Genomic DNA, 17,070 nt, shown 5'->3' with positions numbered 1-17,070 from the left:
TTATCGGCCCGTTTGGGTGCCTAAGACTGCCGCACTTTCGTCTTTCACGCCAGTCGCAGTTGGTTGATGGCGCGGCGCTATTGCACCCAGCGCTGCAGGATTTGCTGCAAATCCGTGCGTTTGAACGGCTTAGCCAGGTAATCGTTCATTCCCGCTGCCAGGCAAGCTTCGCGATCACCCTGCAAAGCGTTGGCCGTCAGGGCGATGATCGGCAGGTCGGCGCAGCCTGGCAGCTGGCGAATCTGCCTCGTGGCTTCGTAGCCGTCGATCAATGGCAAGCGGCAGTCCATCAGGATTGCCGTAAATATCAGGCTCTCGGCGCTTCGGATTGCCTCGGCGCCATCGGTGGCCAGGCTCACTTCAAACCCCAGGCTGCGCAGCATGGCTTCGACCACGGTGCGATTGACCGGGTTGTCTTCCACCAGCAACACATGGCGACCGTCGCCTGCGCCGGTTTTGCCTTCGCGGTCCTGCGCGATCGCAGGCAGGCTGTGCTGGTCGATGGCCAGTGGAATTTCCAGGGTAAACACCGAGCCACGGCCTTCTTCGCTTTGGGCGCGCAGTGTGCCGCCCATGCGTTCAGCCAGCGTACGGGCAATGGGCAGGCCCAGGCCGGTGCCGCCGTAACGTCTTGAAATGGAGCTGTCGGCCTGCTGGAACGCGTCGAACATCAACTCCAGGCGTTCAGCGGAAATCCCGATGCCGCTGTCGCGCACGGTGCAGGTGAACCACACCAGTTCATGGTCGAGGGTTTGCCAATGGGGTTCGACGGTCACGGTGCCGTGTTCAGTGAACTTGAGCGCGTTGCCGATCAGGTTCACCAGGATCTGCCGGATACGCGTCGGGTCGCCCTGCACCCGCAGTGAGTCCATGCCCGGCGGAATCGGCAACTCCAGTGTTAACCCGCGCTGCTGGGCGCTGTGCTGGAAGGCCTGCGCGCAACTGCTGATCAAGTCTGCGAGGTTGAACGGGATATTTTCCAGCTCGAGTGCGGCGCGTTCGATGCGCGAGAAGTCGAGGATGTCGTTAATCACCTTGAGCAAATGCTCCGTGGACTCTGACGCCAGTGCGGCGTACTCGGTCTGCTCCTCGGTCATCTCGGTGGTTTCCAGCAACTGCAACATACCCAGCACGCCGTTCATGGGCGTGCGCAGCTCGTGGCTCATCATCGCCAGGAAGTCCGACTTGGCATTGTTCGCCCGCTCGGCCTCTTCGCGGGTCTGGATCAGTTGGGCCATGGCCTGATGCTGCTCGCGGCTGGCCTGGTTGAGGCCTTCGGCGAGGTTGTTGATATGACGCGACAAGTCGCCCAGCTCCGAGTCATCGACGATCGGCAGCGGCGTCTTGTAGTCGCCTTGCTGGATGGCCTTCACCGCATGGCCCATGGCGCTGATCGGCTGCGACAGGCTGGCGGCGAGGCGCCGTGCCAGCAGGAAGGTGAAGAGCAGGGCAAACAGGGCGAGGATGCCGGCCTTGAACAGAATTTCCTGTTGGCGCTGGCTGAACGCATCGTTGGACATGCCGACGATCACCCGGCCCAGGTAATCCGGGCGCCGCGTCCTGGGCTCAATAAGGTTGTCCTGGAAAAAATCATTGCCCAGCTGGATATGTTGCAGGCGGATGGGTGCCTGGAACACTTTCACCGACAGCGAACGGTCGTGTTTTTCCGACGGCTGTTCGACATACACCAGAATGTTTTCGCTGCTGTCCTGAATCTCCAGGAAGCGTACATGAGGCGTGGCCAGGGTTGCCCGCAGCAAGCTTTCGAGCACGTCGTTGTTGCCAGAAATAACCCCGTACTCGGTGGCCGGGGCCAACTGGTTGGCGATCAGTTGGCCGGTATGGTCGAGTTCCTGGCGCAGGTCCTGGATACGTACGAACGTAAAGAAGCTGATCAACAGCAAGGTCAGCAACAGCGCCGGGCCCAGCGTGATGAGCTGGGTGCGGGTGTTGATGTCCCAACGACGACGCAAGGTCATGGACGTTTTTCTCCTTCGGCCAATCGGGCGGCGACGGCGGCTTCGTCAACCTGTTCGATCCCCAGTGAGCGCGCGACTTGCGGGTTGCCCACGACTTTGAAGTGTTCCGGGTACAAGGTGCGCGGCCAACTGGCCGGCGAGTGGTCCAGCAGCCGATCGAGCACATCGAGCCAGTCGGCCTGGTCGCTGTAGGTGCTGGCCAGGCTGCCCGCCTTGACGAACCCGGCGTTGGGGCCCACCAGGGGCAGTTGCTGGGAGTAGCTGCTGAGCAACAGGTTCTTCACGGTTTTCGGGTTGTACAGCCGTGGGTCGTCAAGGCCGAGCAGCACATCGCTGTTCTTGAGCAGGTTTTGCAGCGGGCGGCTGTCACTGATGTTGTCCCAGAGCTGCGGCACGATCTCCAGCCCCATGGGCGCGGCGTATTGGGCCAATTCGCGCAGCAGGAATTCACTGTCGGCGCCGTAGAGCACGCCGATGCGTCGAGCCTGGGGCAGGATGTTGGCAATCAGGTTCAACTGGCGTGCCAGTGGCGGGTCGCTCCACAGCAGGCTGATTTTCGCCGGCTGAGCGTTGCCCAGGCGTTGGCGAGCTTGTAGGCGGCTGATGCGCAACACCAGGGTCGGCGGACCCTGAGTGTCCTGCAGGCGCCAGTCGAGACCGGGCAGGTCCAGCAGGATCAGGCGGGTGCTGGCAGGCAACTGGCTCGGAGCGGGCAGGTCTTTGAGCGGGGTAAAGGTCACATGGTCTTCGGGGCGCTGCCGGGCGAGGGCCTGGGCAAAGACTTGTACGCCGGCACCGTCTTCGGCGGCAGTCAGCAGGATGTCCGCACCCCACGCTGGCGCGCCCAGCAGCAGGCACGCCAGCAGCACACCACGCCGCCAGAGCCTGGATAAGAAATGGAGGGTCATCCGTGACTGATCGCCCATGTCAGAACTCTAACTCCGCGCTGAAGTAGAGGACGTGGCGACTGTCGTAATTGTTGTCGGCCCAGGTCGTGGGCTGGTTATCGAGGCGTTGTTGCAACATGCCGGCCAGCTCCACATTGGCTTTGCCCAAGGCAATGCGCTTGGCCACCCGCAGGTCGACCCGTTCGAAGCGATATTGGTTGAGTGCATCGTCGCCATAGTAGAACAGCGCACTGGACCAGCCGTGGCCCCATTCGCGCAACCAACCGGCCGAGCCACTGTTGCGGGCCGTTTGTGCCTTGTCCAGCGGGTTGCTGGAGGTGGCATCGACGTAAGCATAGGTGAGCCGCAGACGGTCGGCGCTGCTCATGCGCCAGTCAAATTGCGACTCGGCACCGGTAAACCGCGCGCTGTTGGCATTGCTGGCAATGTACTGGTTATTGCGCAGCGGCGAACTGATCATGTCGGTGATTTCGTCATAGAACAGTTTCACGTCGACATTGAGCCCGAGGTCGGCAAAGAAACCGTTGTAGCCCAGCTCTCGCGAGCGCATCAACTCTTTATCGAGGTTGCCCGGGCCTCGCGTTACCACAAAATATTGCCCGGAATTCTGCCCGTAGGCCGGGGAACTCAGATTGGTGACGCGGTAGCTCCAGTTGACGTTGTTCTCGAACATGTCCGGCGAGCGAATTGCCTCGGAGTACACCGCCCGCAAGCCGTGACGCGGGTTGATCAGGTAATTGACCGCCACCCGTGGCGTCAGCGAGTTGCCACTTAAGTAGGTGTCTTCGTACATGGCGCCGCCTTGCAGCAGCCAGTGTTCGCTGGCGCGCCATTCCAGGTGGCCGAACAAGCGCCAGGTGGTGTCGTCCAGGGTGCCGTTGAAGTAAGTGTCGGAATCGGCGCGGTCGTAGCGGTAGTTCATGCCGCTGACCAGGCGCAGGCTGTCGGACAGGCTCAGGGTGTCCTGAATCTCCAGGTCGTAGCGGCTTTCGCGAGTGCTTTGGTCGATGTCGCCGCAGACCGGGTTTTTGCCGTCGTTGCCCCATTGTTTTAGCACTTCATAGGCCAGCGCCTGCTCGGCGCTGCTGCCAGGTGGCGGGCTGCCTGGTGTGTAGCGGTACATATGACGGGCCAGTTGTTCGGCATAGTTGGGGTTCAACTGCCATAGCCGGGTCAATTCCGGGCTGAACGACACCTTGGCGTCACAGGCCTTCCAGACTTGCTGACGGTCCCATTGCTGGGCCGAGCCCTGAATGTACAAACTGTGCTCGGGGTTGAACTCAACGTTCCAGCGCATTGACCCGGCATAGTCCTTGGCGACGACATCGGAATTAGTACCGCCTTCGGTAATCCCGGCGAATACCGGCGCGTAGGTATAAGGGCGCTGATTGGTCCCTTCCTTGGCGTCAAATTGCCAGTCGATGCTCTGCTGCGCGTTCAGTGTCTGGCTGACGGCGAGGCTGAAACGGTTGAGGCGCCGACCGTCACGACGGTCAGCACCGACCGCGTCGCTGTCAAAACCATCGTCCTGTTGCCCCGACATCGAAAGGCGCAAGTCGCCGGTGTCCCAACCAACGCCCTGGCTGGCGTAGAAGTCGTTGATCCCGCGCTCGCCACGGATGACTTTGACCCGCGAGCCGTGGCTGTTGGCCGGTGAGCGCGTGAGGATGTTGACCACCGCCATGAGTGCATTAGCGCCGTAACTGACGGTGTTGGGGCCACGGAATACCTCGATGCGCTCGATATCCTCCATGGCGACCGGAATATCGCTCCAGTCCACCGTCGCCAGGCCCGCGCGATACACCGAACGCCCGTCGATCAACACTTGCATGCGCCGTGCATCGCTGGCGCTGGTGCCGTGGTAGTTCACTGCCGCCTGATTGCCGGTGGTGTAGCCGACCATCATCCCCGGCACCAGCCGCAGCAGCTCGGCGATGTCCCGTGCGCCGCTGGCCTTGATCAGCTCGCTGTCGATCACTGTCATGCTGCCGGGCACGGCCGCCGCCGATTGCTTGAGGCGTGTGGCCGTCAGCACCTGCGGCAGCGGCTGGCTGTCGAGGAACAGGTCATCAGCCAGCGCCGTTGCACTGCACGACAGTGTCAACGGCAGCATCCACAACAGAGATGAGCGAGGAGGAGGGCCCAGATACACGGCACGGCCTTGATAATTACGAATAGCCGCCCATGTTAACTGAGGTGGGGCCATTTGCCAGTCGTGGACCTTGCAATTACTTCACACAAGTGTGGCATTTTCCGACATGCGCTTGAATTGACGCGGGGGCTGGCCGCCAGCAAGTCGCCCCGTATAATGCCGCCATCGCCACTGGTATGGATTAACGGATTGCATATGACTGAACAGCGCCCAATTGCGGTCCTGGGAGGCGGAAGTTTTGGTACCGCCGTGGCTAATCTGCTGGCTGAAAACGGCCATGCGGTGCGCCAGTGGATGCGCGATCCCGAGCAGGCCGAGGCCATCCGCGTCCATCGGGAAAACCCCCGTTACCTTAAAGGCATCAAGATTCATCCGGCGGTCGAGCCGGTCACGGACCTGTTGGCAACGCTCACTGACTGCGACCTGTGCTTCGTCGCGCTGCCGTCCAGCGCTTTGCGCTCGGTGCTGGCGCCCCACGCCGAGCGCCTGGCGGGCAAGCTGCTGGTCAGCCTGACCAAGGGCATCGAGGCGCACACGTTCAAGCTGATGAGCGAAATCCTTGCCGAGATCGCTCCCCAGGCGCGCATTGGCGTGCTGTCCGGGCCGAACCTGGCACGGGAAGTCGCCGAGCACGCACTGACGGCCACCGTGGTCGCCAGTGAAGACGAAGCGCTGTGCGAGCGCGTCCAGGCGGTGCTGCATGGCCGCACGTTCCGCGTGTATGCCAGCAGCGATCGTTTTGGCGTGGAGTTGGGCGGAGCACTGAAAAACGTCTACGCGATCATTGCCGGCATGGCGGTGGCCTTGGGCATGGGTGAAAACACCAAGAGCATGCTGATCACCCGCGCCTTGGCCGAAATGACCCGCTTTGCAGTCAATCAGGGCGCCAACCCGATGACGTTCCTGGGGCTGGCGGGCGTGGGCGACTTGATCGTGACCTGCTCGTCGCCGAAAAGCCGCAACTACCAGGTCGGTTTCGCGCTGGGCCAGGGCCTGAGCCTGGAAGACGCGGTCACCCGCCTGGGTGAGGTCGCCGAGGGCGTCAACACGCTTAAAGTGTTGAAGGCCAAGGCTCAGGAAGTCGGCGTGTACATGCCGCTGGTCGCCGGGCTGCACGCGATCCTGTTCGAAGGGCGCACCTTGAATCAGGTCATCGAGTTGCTGATGCGCGCTGAACCGAAAACCGATGTCGACTTCATTTCCACCAGTGGTTTCAACTGAGGAACGCGCTATGAACGATCCGAAAGCAGCCCCCCAATACGAGTCCATCCTCCTGCGTATCCTGTGGATGCTGGTCTTTGCGCTGGTGTGGCAAGTGGCGCAGTTCCTGCTCGGTGCGCTGGTGGTGGTGCAGTTGGTCTATCGCCTGATCTACGGCGCGCCGAACCTGGGCCTGATGAACTTTGGCGACAGTCTCAGCCAGTTCCTGGCGCAGATCGGCCGTTTTGGCAGCTTCCATACTGAACAAAAACCCTGGCCGTTCGCCGACTGGCCGACCCCGCGCGCACCGGAGGGCGAAGCCGCCCACAGCGTACCGCCGGCGCCGCACCCGGTGCGTGATGAAGAGCCAAAGCTGTGAAGCTGTGGATTTTGCGTCACGGTGAAGCCGAAGGGCACGCGCGCACCGACGCCGAGCGCAACCTCACCGAGCATGGCCGTGGCGAAGTGTTGCGCAGTGCCGCGCACCTGATCGGCCAGCCGATCAGTGCCATCATCGCCAGCCCGTATGTACGCGCCCAGCAGACTGCCCATCTGGTGCGTGACGCGTTGGGCTTCGAGCCGCAAATCCGCACGGTGCCGTGGCTGACGCCGGAGAGCAACCCGCTGCAGGTGCTGGACAAGCTCGACACTGATGACAACGTGCTGCTGGTCAGTCACCAGCCATTGGTAGGCAGCCTGATCAGCTTTTTGCAGCATGGCCATCTGCGTCAGCCACAACCGATGCACACCGCCAGCCTGGCGGAGTTGGAGGGGGATTTTCCGCTGGCAGGGCTGATGAGCCTGGTGGGTGTGAAGAACCCGTAGGAAAAGTCATCGCTGTTTTGTGTGCTATATAGTCAACCAAGCAAGTGCTTGGTTGGCTATCATCGGATCACAAAGGAGCGCGTCCCATGCCTGTCGCTTTTCGTTTGCCGTTGCAGGTCTTCTACGAACGTGAAGCGCGGCACCCGCGCAAGCCCTTTCTCGTGCAACCCATCGGCGGCGGGGCGGTGCAGACCCTCACCTGGGGCGAGGTCGGTCACCAGGCCCGTTGCGCTGCGCAGTGGCTGCGTGCCCGGGAGTTGCCCCAGGGCTCGCACATTGCCCTGATCTCGAAAAACTGCGCGCACTGGATCATTGCCGACCTGGCAATCTGGATGGCCGGGCATGTCTCCGTGCCGTTGTACCCCAACCTCACTGCCGACTCGGTCGCCCATGTGTTGACGCATTCCGAGGCGGCGCTGGCGTTGATCGGCAAGTTGGACGACTGGCCGGCGATGGTCGCCGGTATCCCGGCCGGTCTGCCGACGATCAGCCTGCCACTGTGCCCGGCCGGTGACTTTGATTTCAGCTGGTCAGACCTGCAAGCCTGTTCACCGATCCAGGACAACCCCACGCCCGCTGCCTCAAGCCTGGCCACCATCGTCTACACCTCCGGCACCACCGGCTTGCCCAAAGGCGTGATGCAGACCTTCGGCGCCCTGGGTTTTGCCGCCACGCAAGGCACTCAATTATTTGGGTTGGGGGAGGGCGATCGGCTGCTGTCCTACCTGCCGTTGTGCCATGTAGCGGAGCGGATGTTTGTCGAACTGGCCTCGATCTACACCGGGCAAACGGTGTTTTTCGCGGAGAGCCTGGATACTTTTCTTACAGACTTGCGCCGGGCACGGCCGACGGCGCTGTTTGGTGTGCCGCGCATCTGGACCAAATTTCAAATGGGCGTCTACAGCAAGATCCCGCAACAGCGCCTCGACACCCTGCTGCGCCTGCCGTTTATCGGCAAACGCGTCGGCCATAAAGTCCTGGCGGGTTTGGGCCTGGATGCGCTGCGCATTGCGTTGTCCGGTGCGGCGCCTGTTCCCGAGGGCTTGCTGCGTTGGTATCAGCGCCTGGGGCTGGACGTGTTGGAGGTGTATGGCATGACCGAAAGTTGCGGCTATTCGCACGTGTGTCGCCCCGGCCAGCAGACACTCGGCTGGATCGGCCGGCCGTGCCCCGGTGTTGAAGTGCGCATCGACGCGTCAGGAGAAGTGCAAGTGCGCAGCGGCGCGACCATGCTCGGCTACTTCAAGGACCCGCAGAAAACCGCTGAGACCCTGACCGATGACGGCTTCCTGCGCACCGGCGACAAGGGCGAGCAGGACACCGATGGCCGCTTGCGCCTGACCGGGCGACTCAAGGAAATCTTCAAGACCAGCAAGGGCAAATACGTCGCCCCTGCGCCGATCGAAAACCGCCTGGCCGAACACGCGCGGATCGAACAGGTGTGCGTGGTCGGAGATGGCCTGACCGCGCCGATGGGCTTGTGCGTGCTGTCGGCTGCGGGCCAGGACCGACAAGCACTGCACAGTAGCCTCGAGCGCTGGCTGGAACACGTCAACCTGAGCCTGGACAAACACGAACGTCTGCGCCAACTGGTGGTGGTGAAAGACAGTTGGGCGGTGGAAAACGGCTTTCTGACGCCGACCCTGAAGATCAAACGCGCGGTGATCGAATCGACCTACGGCGCACAGTTCCAGGCCTGGAGCGAGCGCACCGAATCCATTCTGTGGCAGGATTAGGCACGTAATAAAACCAATAAGGACAATTGCATGAGCCTGTGGCGCACCCAACCCGATATCGAGCAACTCAACGCCATCCAGAAAAACACCATCGGTGAATTGCTGGATATTCGTTTCGAACGTTTCGACGACGAGTCACTGACCGCCAGCATGGTGGTCGACCATCGCACTCATCAGCCTTACGGCCTGTTGCACGGCGGTGCTTCGGTGGTGTTGGCGGAAAGCGTCGGCTCCATGGCGGCTTATCTGTGTATTGATGCCAGCAAGTTCTATTGCGTGGGCCTTGAGGTCAATGCCAACCACTTGCGTGGTGTGCGCAGCGGTCGGGTGACGGCAGTGGCGCGGGCGATTCATATCGGTCGTACCACTCAAGTCTGGGATATTCGCCTGACCAGCGACGATGGCAAGGCCAGCTGTGTATCGCGCCTGACCATGGCCGTGGTGCCTTTGGGCGAGAACCCGCCAGCACGATAGGCGTGGCGTGAGTGTCATCATTCCTGGCGGTTACAGTCATTGCTGTAAAGGCCAGGCATGGTGACAATCAACTCCTGTTTTTGTTGATGGATTTTGTATGTCGCAGCACGTGTTTTTTGCCCACGCCAATGGATTCCCTTCGGCCACTTACGGCAAGTTGTTTGCCGCCCTGGCCCCGGAATATGCAGTGGCTCACCTGCCGCAGCACGGCCACGACCCCAGGTTTCCGGTGGACGACAACTGGCAGAACCTGGTGGATGAGTTGATCCACCACCTGGAGCTGCAGCCGGAGCCGGTGTGGGGCGTGGGCCACTCCCTGGGCGGCGTGTTGCATTTGCACGCGGCCATGCGCTGCCCACAGCTGTATCGCGGTGTGGTGATGCTGGATTCGCCGGTGCTGACCCGCGCCGACCGCTGGGTAATCCGCGCCGCCAAGCGCTTTGGTTTTATCGACCGCCTGACACCCGCCGGGCGCACCTTGGGCCGGCGTGAAGAGTTCACCGATCTCGACGCCGCGCGCAGTTACTTCGCCGGCAAGACCCTGTTTCGCGGCTTCGACCCGGAATGCTTTGACGCCTACCTGCAACATGGCCTGCAACAAGTGGGCGATCGCCTGCGCCTGCGCTTTGACCCCGCCACCGAAATCAGCATCTACCGCGGCGTGCCACACACCAGTCCCGGCCAGGTTCGCCAATTGAAGGTGCCGCTGGCGGTGGTGCGCGGGCGCCAGAGCCGGGTGGTGATGCGGCACCATGCCAGCGGCGTCGACCGCCTGCCCATGGGCGAAATGCTCACCATGCCCGGTGGCCATATGTTCCCCCTTGAACGCCCTCAGGACACTGCGACCTTGATCAAGAACCTGTTCTCCCGTTGGCAAGCCCGCGAGCGCAGTTGCGCATGAGTGCGCCGGTCGAGGAAGTGCGCCTGAGCCTGCCGCACATCGAGTTGGCAGCGCACCTGTTTGGTCCCGAAGACGGCTTGCCGGTGATCGCCCTGCATGGCTGGCTGGACAACGCCAACAGCTTTGCGCGGCTGGCGCCGAAGCTGCAGGGCTTGCGCATCGTCGCGTTGGACATGGCCGGCCATGGGCACTCGGCGCATCGTCCTGCCGGGGCGGGTTATGCCTTGTGGGATTATGTCTTTGACGTGCTGCAAGTCGCCGAACAACTGGGCTGGAAACGTTTTGCATTACTTGGCCACTCCCTCGGCGCTATCGTGTCGTTGGTGTTGGCGGGCGCTTTGCCGGAGCGTGTGACGCACCTGGGTTTGATCGACGGTGTAATCCCGCCGACCGCCGCTGGCGAGAACGCGGCGGAGCGGCTGGGCATGGCGCTGCAGGCGCAATTGAGCCTGCAGAACAAACGCAAGCCGGTTTACAGCACCCTTGATCGGGCGGTTGAAGCACGGATGAAAGGCGTTGTGGCAGTCAGCCGTGAAGCCGCCGAACTGCTGGCCCAGCGCGGTTTGATGCCGGTGCCGGGCGGTTATACCTGGCGTACGGACAGCCGTCTGACCCTGGCCTCGCCGATGCGCCTGACCGATGAACAGGCGATGGCTTTCGTGCGGCGTGTGGCGTGTCCTACGCAGTTGGTGGTCGCCGCTGATGGCATGCTGGCGAAACATCCCGAATTGCTTTCTCAGCTACCCTTTACGGTGAACACGCTGCCGGGAGGCCATCATTTACACCTTAATGATGAGCCTGGCGCGATCCTTGTTGCAGACTGTTTCAATCGGTTCTTCTCCACGCCTTGACTTGGCGGGGTCAACTGCCGAGGCTGGGCGGATTGAAAGGGAGTCGACCATGAATGATGTGAACACCGATCTTAAACCAGCAGCAACCTCCGATGGCCAGGGCTTATTGATCCGATGAGCCTGCGTAAAGGATGTATCCGTGCCTTCGGGCTGTGCTGTTTCAGCCCCTTGGTGTTCGCCGCCGACGTGCCGGGTAGCCAGGATTTACCGGCCGTGTCCCGCCAGATCGATGCGCAAATCGTCGATTACCGCCCCGCAGAAGAAAAGGAACGCATCTACCCCATGGGTGCGATCCGCAAGATCAGCGGCCAGCTGCGCTATGAGGGCCAGGCCACGGCGCGCGGTCAAGCCACTGCCATCACCTATGAACTGCCCGCCGAGCATACTTCCAGCGCCGCGTTTACCGAGACGCGCGAAGCGTTGCAGGCCAAGGGCGCGCAGCTGTTGTTCTGGTGCCAGGCCCGCGATTGCGGCGAAAGCAGCCTGTGGGCCAATGAAGTATTCGGCAACGCCAAGCTGGTCGGCGCCGATGGCCAGCAGGAATACCTGCTGTTGCGCCTGGCCGCACCGCAGGACAACTCCCTGGTGGCGTTGTACGGCATCACCCGCGGCAACCGTCGCGCTTATCTGCATGTGGAGCAACTCGATGCCAGCGCGCCGCTGGGGGACTTGCTGCCCACCTCCGCGACCTTGCTGCGTGAGTTGAAAAGTACGGGCGAGCTGGATTTTCCGGCGCTGGGCGCCGAGCCTGATGCCACCTGGTTGACCCTGATTTCGCGCGGCTTGAACCTTGACGCCACCTTGCGCGTCAGTTTGACCGGGCCGACGGCCGAAGCCTGGCGCCAAGGCTTGATCGACAGCGGCGTACGCGCCGCCCGCATGGAAACCGGCACCGGCGACGCTAAGGGTTTGCACCTGCATCTGATACGCTGACCGTTATCAGGCGAGCGGACCCGCGCCGCTCGCCTAAGCTCTCTTCCTACAGCCTTCTTCTCGAGATACCCGATGCTCAATAACGATCGCCTACTGGTGCAAATCCTGCTGCTGGTGTTGTTTGGTGCCAGCTTCTGGGTGATGGCGCCATTCTGGTCGGCGCTGTTCTGGGGCGCGGTGCTGGCGTTTGCCAGCTGGCCGCTGATGCGTTTGCTGACTCGCTGGCTGGGCGGCCGGGAATCTCTGGCGGCAGGCATCCTGACCTTATGCTGGATGTTGCTGGTGGCGGTGCCGCTGGTGTGGCTGGGGTTCAACCTGGCAGACCATGTGCGTGACGCCGTGGGCCTGATCAAGGATATCCAGGTCGATGGCTTGCCTGCCGCGCCCACCTGGCTGGGCTCGATACCCTTTGTCGGCGAGCGTTTAGTGGCGACGTGGGACAGCATCGACCAGCAGGGCGCGGCGCTGATGGTCAGCATCAAGCCGTACCTGGGGCAGGTCGGCAATTGGCTGCTGGCGCGCAGTGCGCAGATTGGTGGCGGCATCCTCGAACTGACCCTGAGCCTGGTGTTCGTGTTCTTTTTCTACCGCGACGGGCCACGCCTGGCGCTGTTCGTGCATCGCTTGCTGGAGCGTTTGATCGGCGAGCGCGCCGGTTACTACATCGAACTGGTGGCCGGTACCGTGCAGCGCGTGGTCAACGGTGTGATCGGTACGGCGGCCGCCCAGGCCCTGCTGGCGCTGATCGGTTTCCTGATCGCCGGCGTGCCGGGCGCGCTGGTGCTGGGCATCGTCACCTTCCTGCTCAGCCTGATCCCCATGGGGCCGCCGCTGGTGTGGATACCGGCCACGGCCTGGCTGGCCTGGAAGGGCGATTACACTTACGCAGTTTTCCTCGGTGTATGGGGCACGTTCATCATCAGCGGCGTGGACAACGTACTCAAGCCGTACCTGATCAGCCGAGGCGGCAACTTGCCGCTGGTGATCGTGCTGTTGGGCGTGTTCGGCGGGTTGATCGCCTTTGGCTTTATTGGCCTGTTTATCGGCCCGACGTTGCTGGCGGTGGCCTACAGCCTGTTGACCGATTGGAGTGCGACCCAGGCCCAAGTTCGCCGCGAAGACAAGCCACTGTAAAGACTGGGTGAGGGCTAATGTGGCGCTCTTAAGCGCGGGGCAGCCACATCACCGCCGTCAAGCCGCCGCCTGGGGTTTCCTCCAGGCTCAGGCGGCCGCCGAGGCGTTCCACCGCTTCCTTGGAAATCGTCATGCCGAGGCCGACGCCACCGGAGTTGCGGTTGCGTGAGCCTTCCAGACGAAAGAACGGCTCGAACACCGCCTCACGTTTATCCGCTGCAATCCCGGGCCCGTGGTCGATGACACGGATGACCAGGGCTTCGCGGCTGTCGGTCAGTTCTATGCGCGCCGTACCGGCATAGCGCAGGGCGTTATCGATCAGGTTATTGAGGCATGAACGCAGGGCCATCGGCTGCACCTGCAAAGGCACGCAGGTGCCGGAAAATTGCACGTCGGCGCCTTGGTCTTGGGCGTTTTCACTCAGAGACTCCACCAACGCCTGTACGTCGAGCCAATGCCGGGTTTCGCTGGTGCGTTGTTCGTGCAGGTAGCTCAGGGTGGAATCGAGCATGCCGATCATGTCGTCCAGGTCCTGGCGCATCTGGCCTTGCAGCTTGGTGTCTTCGATCTGTTCCAGGCGCAGCTTTAGGCGTGACAGCGGGGTGCGCAGGTCATGGGAGACGGCGCCGAGCATGCGCGCGCGCTGGCTGACCTGTTCGCGGATGCGCTTTTGCATCAGGTTGAACGTCGATGCAGCCTGGCGTGCCTCACGCGGCCCGGACTCGTTGAGCGGCGGGCTGTCGAGGTCGAGGCTTAAGCGCTCGGCGGCGGCGCTCAGGCGCTGGATCGGCCGGCTCAACAGTTTGGCGCCGTACCAGGCGGCGATGATCAGCGAGATAAACTGAAACGTCAGCGGCACCACGGGGCCACCAAACCACGGGCGATGATGCCGGGGCAGCGGCGTCATGGTGCCGTCCGGCTGCTCGACAAAGGTTTCCTGAGGCGGTGGCGGCGGCGGGCCATAGTGGTGAAACCAAAAGAACGCCAGCACATGGGCCAGCACAATGGCCACCAGCAGTACGCCGAACAGCCTTCCGAACAGCGTATTGAAGGTGGCGCGCATCAGCCGATGTCTCGAGCGTCGAACAGGTAGCCTTCGCCACGTACGGTCTTGATCAATTGCGGTGCTTTGGGGTCATCCCCCAGCTTTTGGCGCAGGCGCGAGACCAGCAGGTCGATGCTGCGGTCAAACGCTTCGATGGAACGACCACGGGCGGCATCCAGCAACTGTTCGCGGCTCAGCACGCGACGTGGACGTTCGATAAACACCCACAACAGCCGAAACTCGGCGTTGGACAGCGGCACGACCAGCCCGTCGTCGGCCACCAGTTGGCGCAATACGCTGTTGAGGCGCCAGTTGTCGAACCGGATGTTGGCCCGTTGTTCGGTGCGGTCATCGCGCACTCGGCGCAGGATGGTCTGGATGCGTGCTACCAGTTCACGGGGTTCGAACGGTTTGGACATGTAGTCATCGGCGCCCAGTTCCAGGCCGATAATGCGATCGGTAGGCTCGCAACGGGCGGTGAGCATCAGGATCGGGATGTCCGACTCAGTGCGCAGCCAGCGGCACAGCGACAGGCCGTCTTCGCCCGGCAGCATCAGGTCGAGCACCACCACATCAAAGGTTTCGGCTTGCATGGCCAGGCGCATGGCGGCGCCGTCGGTCACGCCGACGGCGAAAATATTGAAGCGCGCCAGGTAATCGATCAGCAGCTCACGAATCGGTACATCGTCGTCGACGATCAGCGCACGGGTATTCCAGCGCTTGTCTTCGGCGAGCACCGCGCCTTTTTGCTCTTCGTTTACAGAGACGGTAGGGGTATGCATAGTGCGATCATCTGCCTGGGTTGTTGCTGTCAGCATAGGCGCCCAGCTCCACGGCTGTAAGTGCTGGACGGGCGGTCATGTGCGCGAGGCTAGAGGCGGCGCGTGTTGGGGGCATGTCGTGAATGTATCAGTTCTGACACAATTGACCTGAATGGCGGCTGTAGCGTGGTTGAACAGTATTTACCGATCATCGGATCCCGCAACGGCGCTGCTTGCGCTACAATCCGCGCCGATTTCGACTTGCCTGAGAGCCCATTCCAATGTCCGTCTGCCAGACTCCTATCATCGTCGCCCTGGATTACCCCACTCGTGACGCCGCACTGAAGCTGGCTGACCAGTTGGACCCGAAGCTTTGCCGGGTCAAAGTCGGCAAGGAACTGTTCACCAGTTGCGCCGCGGAAATCGTCGGCACGTTGCGTGACAAAGGCTTCGAAGTATTCCTCGACCTGAAATTCCATGACATCCCCAACACCACGGCCATGGCGGTCAAGGCCGCTGCCGAAATGGGCGTGTGGATGGTCAATGTGCACTGCTCCGGCGGCCTGCGCATGATGACCGCCTGCCGCGAAGTGCTGGAGCAGCGCAGCGGCCCCAAACCGCTGTTGATTGGTGTCACCGTGCTGACCAGCATGGAGCGCGAAGACCTGGCCGGTATCGGCCTGGATATCGAGCCTCAGGAGCAAGTATTGCGCCTGGCGGCCCTGGCGCAGAAGGCCGGCCTTGATGGTCTGGTGTGCTCGGCACTGGAAGCCAAGGCTTTGAAGACGGCTCACCCGTCGCTGCAACTGGTGACCCCGGGGATTCGTCCGGCGGGCAGTGCGCAGGACGACCAGCGTCGTATTCTGACGCCGCGCCAGGCACTGGATGCAGGTTCTGACTACCTGGTGATCGGTCGCCCGATCAGCCAGGCGGCGGACCCGGCGAAGGCGCTGGCGGCAGTGGTTGCCGAAATCGCCTGACCGGTTTGCGGTCAACTGTGGGAGCCGGGCTTGCCCGCGATGCAGGCAACTCGGTCCTACAGTGATATTGAGTTGAGGCTATCGCAGGCAAGCCAGCTCCCACATTGACCTGCCCACACCCGGTTTCGTGGTCTGTCAGCTGACCTTCAACACCAACTTCCCAAAGTTCTCGCCGTTGAACAGCTTCATCAACGTCTCCGGGAACGTCTCCAGCCCCTCGACAATGTCTTCCTTGCTCTTGAGCTTGCCCTGCGCCATCCAGCCGGCCATTTCCTGCCCAGCCGCAGCAAAGTTCGCGGCATGGTCCATCACCACAAAGCCTTCCATGCGCGCGCGATTGACCAGCAACGACAAATAATTGGCCGGGCCTTTCACGGCTTCTTTATTGTTGTACTGGCTGATCGCACCGCAGATCACCACGCGCGCCTTCAATGCCAGACGGCTGAGCACAGCGTCGAGAATATCGCCGCCGACGTTATCGAAATACACGTCCACGCCTTTGGGGCATTCGCGCTTGAGGGCGGCGGGTACGTCTTCGTTTTTGTAGTCGATGGCTGCGTCGAAGCCCAGTTCATCCACCAGGAACTTGCACTTGTCGGCGCCCCCGGCGATGCCCACCACGCGGCAGCCTTTGATCTTGGCAATCTGCCCGGCAATGCTGCCGACCGCACCGGCGGCGCCGGAAATCACCACGGTTTCGCCGGCCTTGGGGGCGCCGGTATCGAGCAGGGCGAAGTAGGCGGTCATGCCCGTCATGCCGAGGGCTGACAGGTAACGGGGCAGGGGGGCGAGTTTAGGGTCGACCTTGTAGAAACCCCGTGGCTCGCCAAGGAAATAATCCTGTACGCCCAGCGCGCCATTTACATAATCGCCGACCGAAAATTTCGGATTGTTCGAAGCAATCACCTTGCCTACGCCCAACGCCCGCATTACTTCACCAATGCCTACCGGCGGAATGTACGACTTGCCCTCATTCATCCAGCCACGCATGGCCGGGTCCAGCGACAGGTATTCGTTGTGCACCAGCACTTGCCCGTCTCCAGGCGTGCCGACTGGCACTTCCTGGTAGGTGAAGGTTTCCCGCGTGGCCGCCCCGACCGGGCGTTTGGCGAGCAGGAACTGGCGGTTGGTCTGGGCAGTCATGGCAAGAGCTCTTCAAGAAGTGGACCTTGAGTGATAGACCCTGAACGG

General features: G+C 62.1%; 16 protein-coding genes. 10 read left to right on the top strand and 6 right to left on the bottom strand.

Annotated features, from left to right (window positions below; genetic code table 11):
- Positions 1–77: 77 nt before the first annotated feature.
- From ACDZ94_RS15500 to ACDZ94_RS15490, 3 genes are read right to left on the bottom strand one after another with little or no spacing between them, the layout of a single operon-like run.
- A complete protein-coding gene (locus ACDZ94_RS15500) occupies positions 78–1,979 on the bottom strand; it encodes an ATP-binding protein (RefSeq protein WP_432750411.1) in 1,902 nt (633 codons plus the stop codon).
- Positions 1,976–2,905: an ABC transporter substrate-binding protein gene (locus tag ACDZ94_RS15495; RefSeq protein ID WP_432750410.1), complete on the bottom strand. Its 930-nt coding sequence runs from the start codon at positions 2,903–2,905 to the stop codon at positions 1,976–1,978. The genes ACDZ94_RS15500 and ACDZ94_RS15495 overlap by 4 nt, the downstream gene beginning before the upstream one ends.
- Before the next feature lies 1 nt (position 2,906).
- A complete protein-coding gene (locus ACDZ94_RS15490; RefSeq protein ID WP_432750409.1) occupies positions 2,907–5,039 on the bottom strand; it encodes a TonB-dependent receptor plug domain-containing protein in 2,133 nt (710 codons plus the stop codon).
- Positions 5,040–5,234: 195 nt separating this feature from the next.
- Between ACDZ94_RS15490 and ACDZ94_RS15485 the strand changes: the two genes are divergently transcribed.
- From ACDZ94_RS15485 to ACDZ94_RS15445, 9 genes are all read left to right on the top strand, one after another.
- Positions 5,235–6,260, top strand: a complete 1,026-nt coding sequence (locus tag ACDZ94_RS15485) for an NAD(P)H-dependent glycerol-3-phosphate dehydrogenase (RefSeq protein ID WP_064451622.1) — start codon at positions 5,235–5,237, stop codon at positions 6,258–6,260.
- Between the two features lie 10 nt (positions 6,261–6,270).
- Positions 6,271–6,618: a DUF4389 domain-containing protein gene (locus ACDZ94_RS15480; protein ID WP_262667443.1), complete on the top strand. Its 348-nt coding sequence runs from the start codon at positions 6,271–6,273 to the stop codon at positions 6,616–6,618.
- Positions 6,615–7,064, top strand: coding sequence for a phosphohistidine phosphatase SixA (gene sixA / locus ACDZ94_RS15475; RefSeq protein ID WP_064451624.1), 450 nt, complete (start codon positions 6,615–6,617; stop codon positions 7,062–7,064). Before ACDZ94_RS15480 ends, sixA begins: the two co-directional genes overlap by 4 nt.
- A gap of 86 nt (positions 7,065–7,150) precedes the next feature.
- On the top strand, positions 7,151–8,800 hold the full coding sequence (locus ACDZ94_RS15470) for an AMP-binding protein (RefSeq protein WP_432750408.1): 1,650 nt from the start codon (positions 7,151–7,153) through the stop codon (positions 8,798–8,800).
- A gap of 30 nt (positions 8,801–8,830) precedes the next feature.
- On the top strand, positions 8,831–9,274 hold the full coding sequence (locus tag ACDZ94_RS15465) for a hotdog fold thioesterase (RefSeq protein ID WP_221294323.1): 444 nt from the start codon (positions 8,831–8,833) through the stop codon (positions 9,272–9,274).
- A gap of 97 nt (positions 9,275–9,371) precedes the next feature.
- On the top strand, positions 9,372–10,175 hold the full coding sequence (locus tag ACDZ94_RS15460) for an alpha/beta fold hydrolase (RefSeq protein WP_064451627.1): 804 nt from the start codon (positions 9,372–9,374) through the stop codon (positions 10,173–10,175).
- Complete coding sequence (locus ACDZ94_RS15455; RefSeq protein WP_064451628.1) at positions 10,172–11,026, top strand: alpha/beta hydrolase; 855 nt, start codon at positions 10,172–10,174, stop codon at positions 11,024–11,026. Before ACDZ94_RS15460 ends, ACDZ94_RS15455 begins: the two co-directional genes overlap by 4 nt.
- 114 nt (positions 11,027–11,140) lie before the next feature.
- Positions 11,141–11,959, top strand: coding sequence for a DUF4892 domain-containing protein (locus ACDZ94_RS15450; protein ID WP_432750407.1), 819 nt, complete (start codon positions 11,141–11,143; stop codon positions 11,957–11,959).
- 72 nt (positions 11,960–12,031) lie between these two features.
- Positions 12,032–13,093, top strand: a complete 1,062-nt coding sequence (locus ACDZ94_RS15445; protein ID WP_064451630.1) for an AI-2E family transporter — start codon at positions 12,032–12,034, stop codon at positions 13,091–13,093.
- Positions 13,094–13,121: 28 nt separating this feature from the next.
- On the opposite strand, the gene ACDZ94_RS15440 is transcribed toward ACDZ94_RS15445, so the two are convergent.
- Positions 13,122–14,156, bottom strand: coding sequence for a sensor histidine kinase (locus ACDZ94_RS15440; RefSeq protein WP_064451631.1), 1,035 nt, complete (start codon positions 14,154–14,156; stop codon positions 13,122–13,124).
- Positions 14,156–14,920 (bottom strand): response regulator, encoded by a 765-nt coding sequence (locus tag ACDZ94_RS15435; RefSeq protein WP_064451632.1) that lies wholly within the window; start codon positions 14,918–14,920, stop codon positions 14,156–14,158. Before ACDZ94_RS15435 ends, ACDZ94_RS15440 begins: the two co-directional genes overlap by 1 nt.
- 260 nt (positions 14,921–15,180) lie before the next feature.
- Between ACDZ94_RS15435 and pyrF the strand changes: the two genes are divergently transcribed.
- Positions 15,181–15,879: an orotidine-5'-phosphate decarboxylase gene (pyrF, locus tag ACDZ94_RS15430; RefSeq protein WP_064451633.1), complete on the top strand. Its 699-nt coding sequence runs from the start codon at positions 15,181–15,183 to the stop codon at positions 15,877–15,879.
- Between the two features lie 135 nt (positions 15,880–16,014).
- On the opposite strand, the gene ACDZ94_RS15425 is transcribed toward pyrF, so the two are convergent.
- Positions 16,015–17,022, bottom strand: coding sequence for an NADP-dependent oxidoreductase (locus tag ACDZ94_RS15425; RefSeq protein ID WP_064451634.1), 1,008 nt, complete (start codon positions 17,020–17,022; stop codon positions 16,015–16,017).
- Positions 17,023–17,070: the final 48 nt, after the last annotated feature.

Origin of the sequence: Pseudomonas sp. UBT (genome assembly GCF_050915955.1) — a bacterium.
In the GTDB taxonomy this organism is placed as follows: domain Bacteria; phylum Pseudomonadota; class Gammaproteobacteria; order Pseudomonadales; family Pseudomonadaceae; genus Aquipseudomonas; species Aquipseudomonas antarctica_A.
The sequence above is the reverse complement of the archived record's forward strand: the minus strand, read 5'-3'. Positions and strand labels throughout refer to the sequence as shown.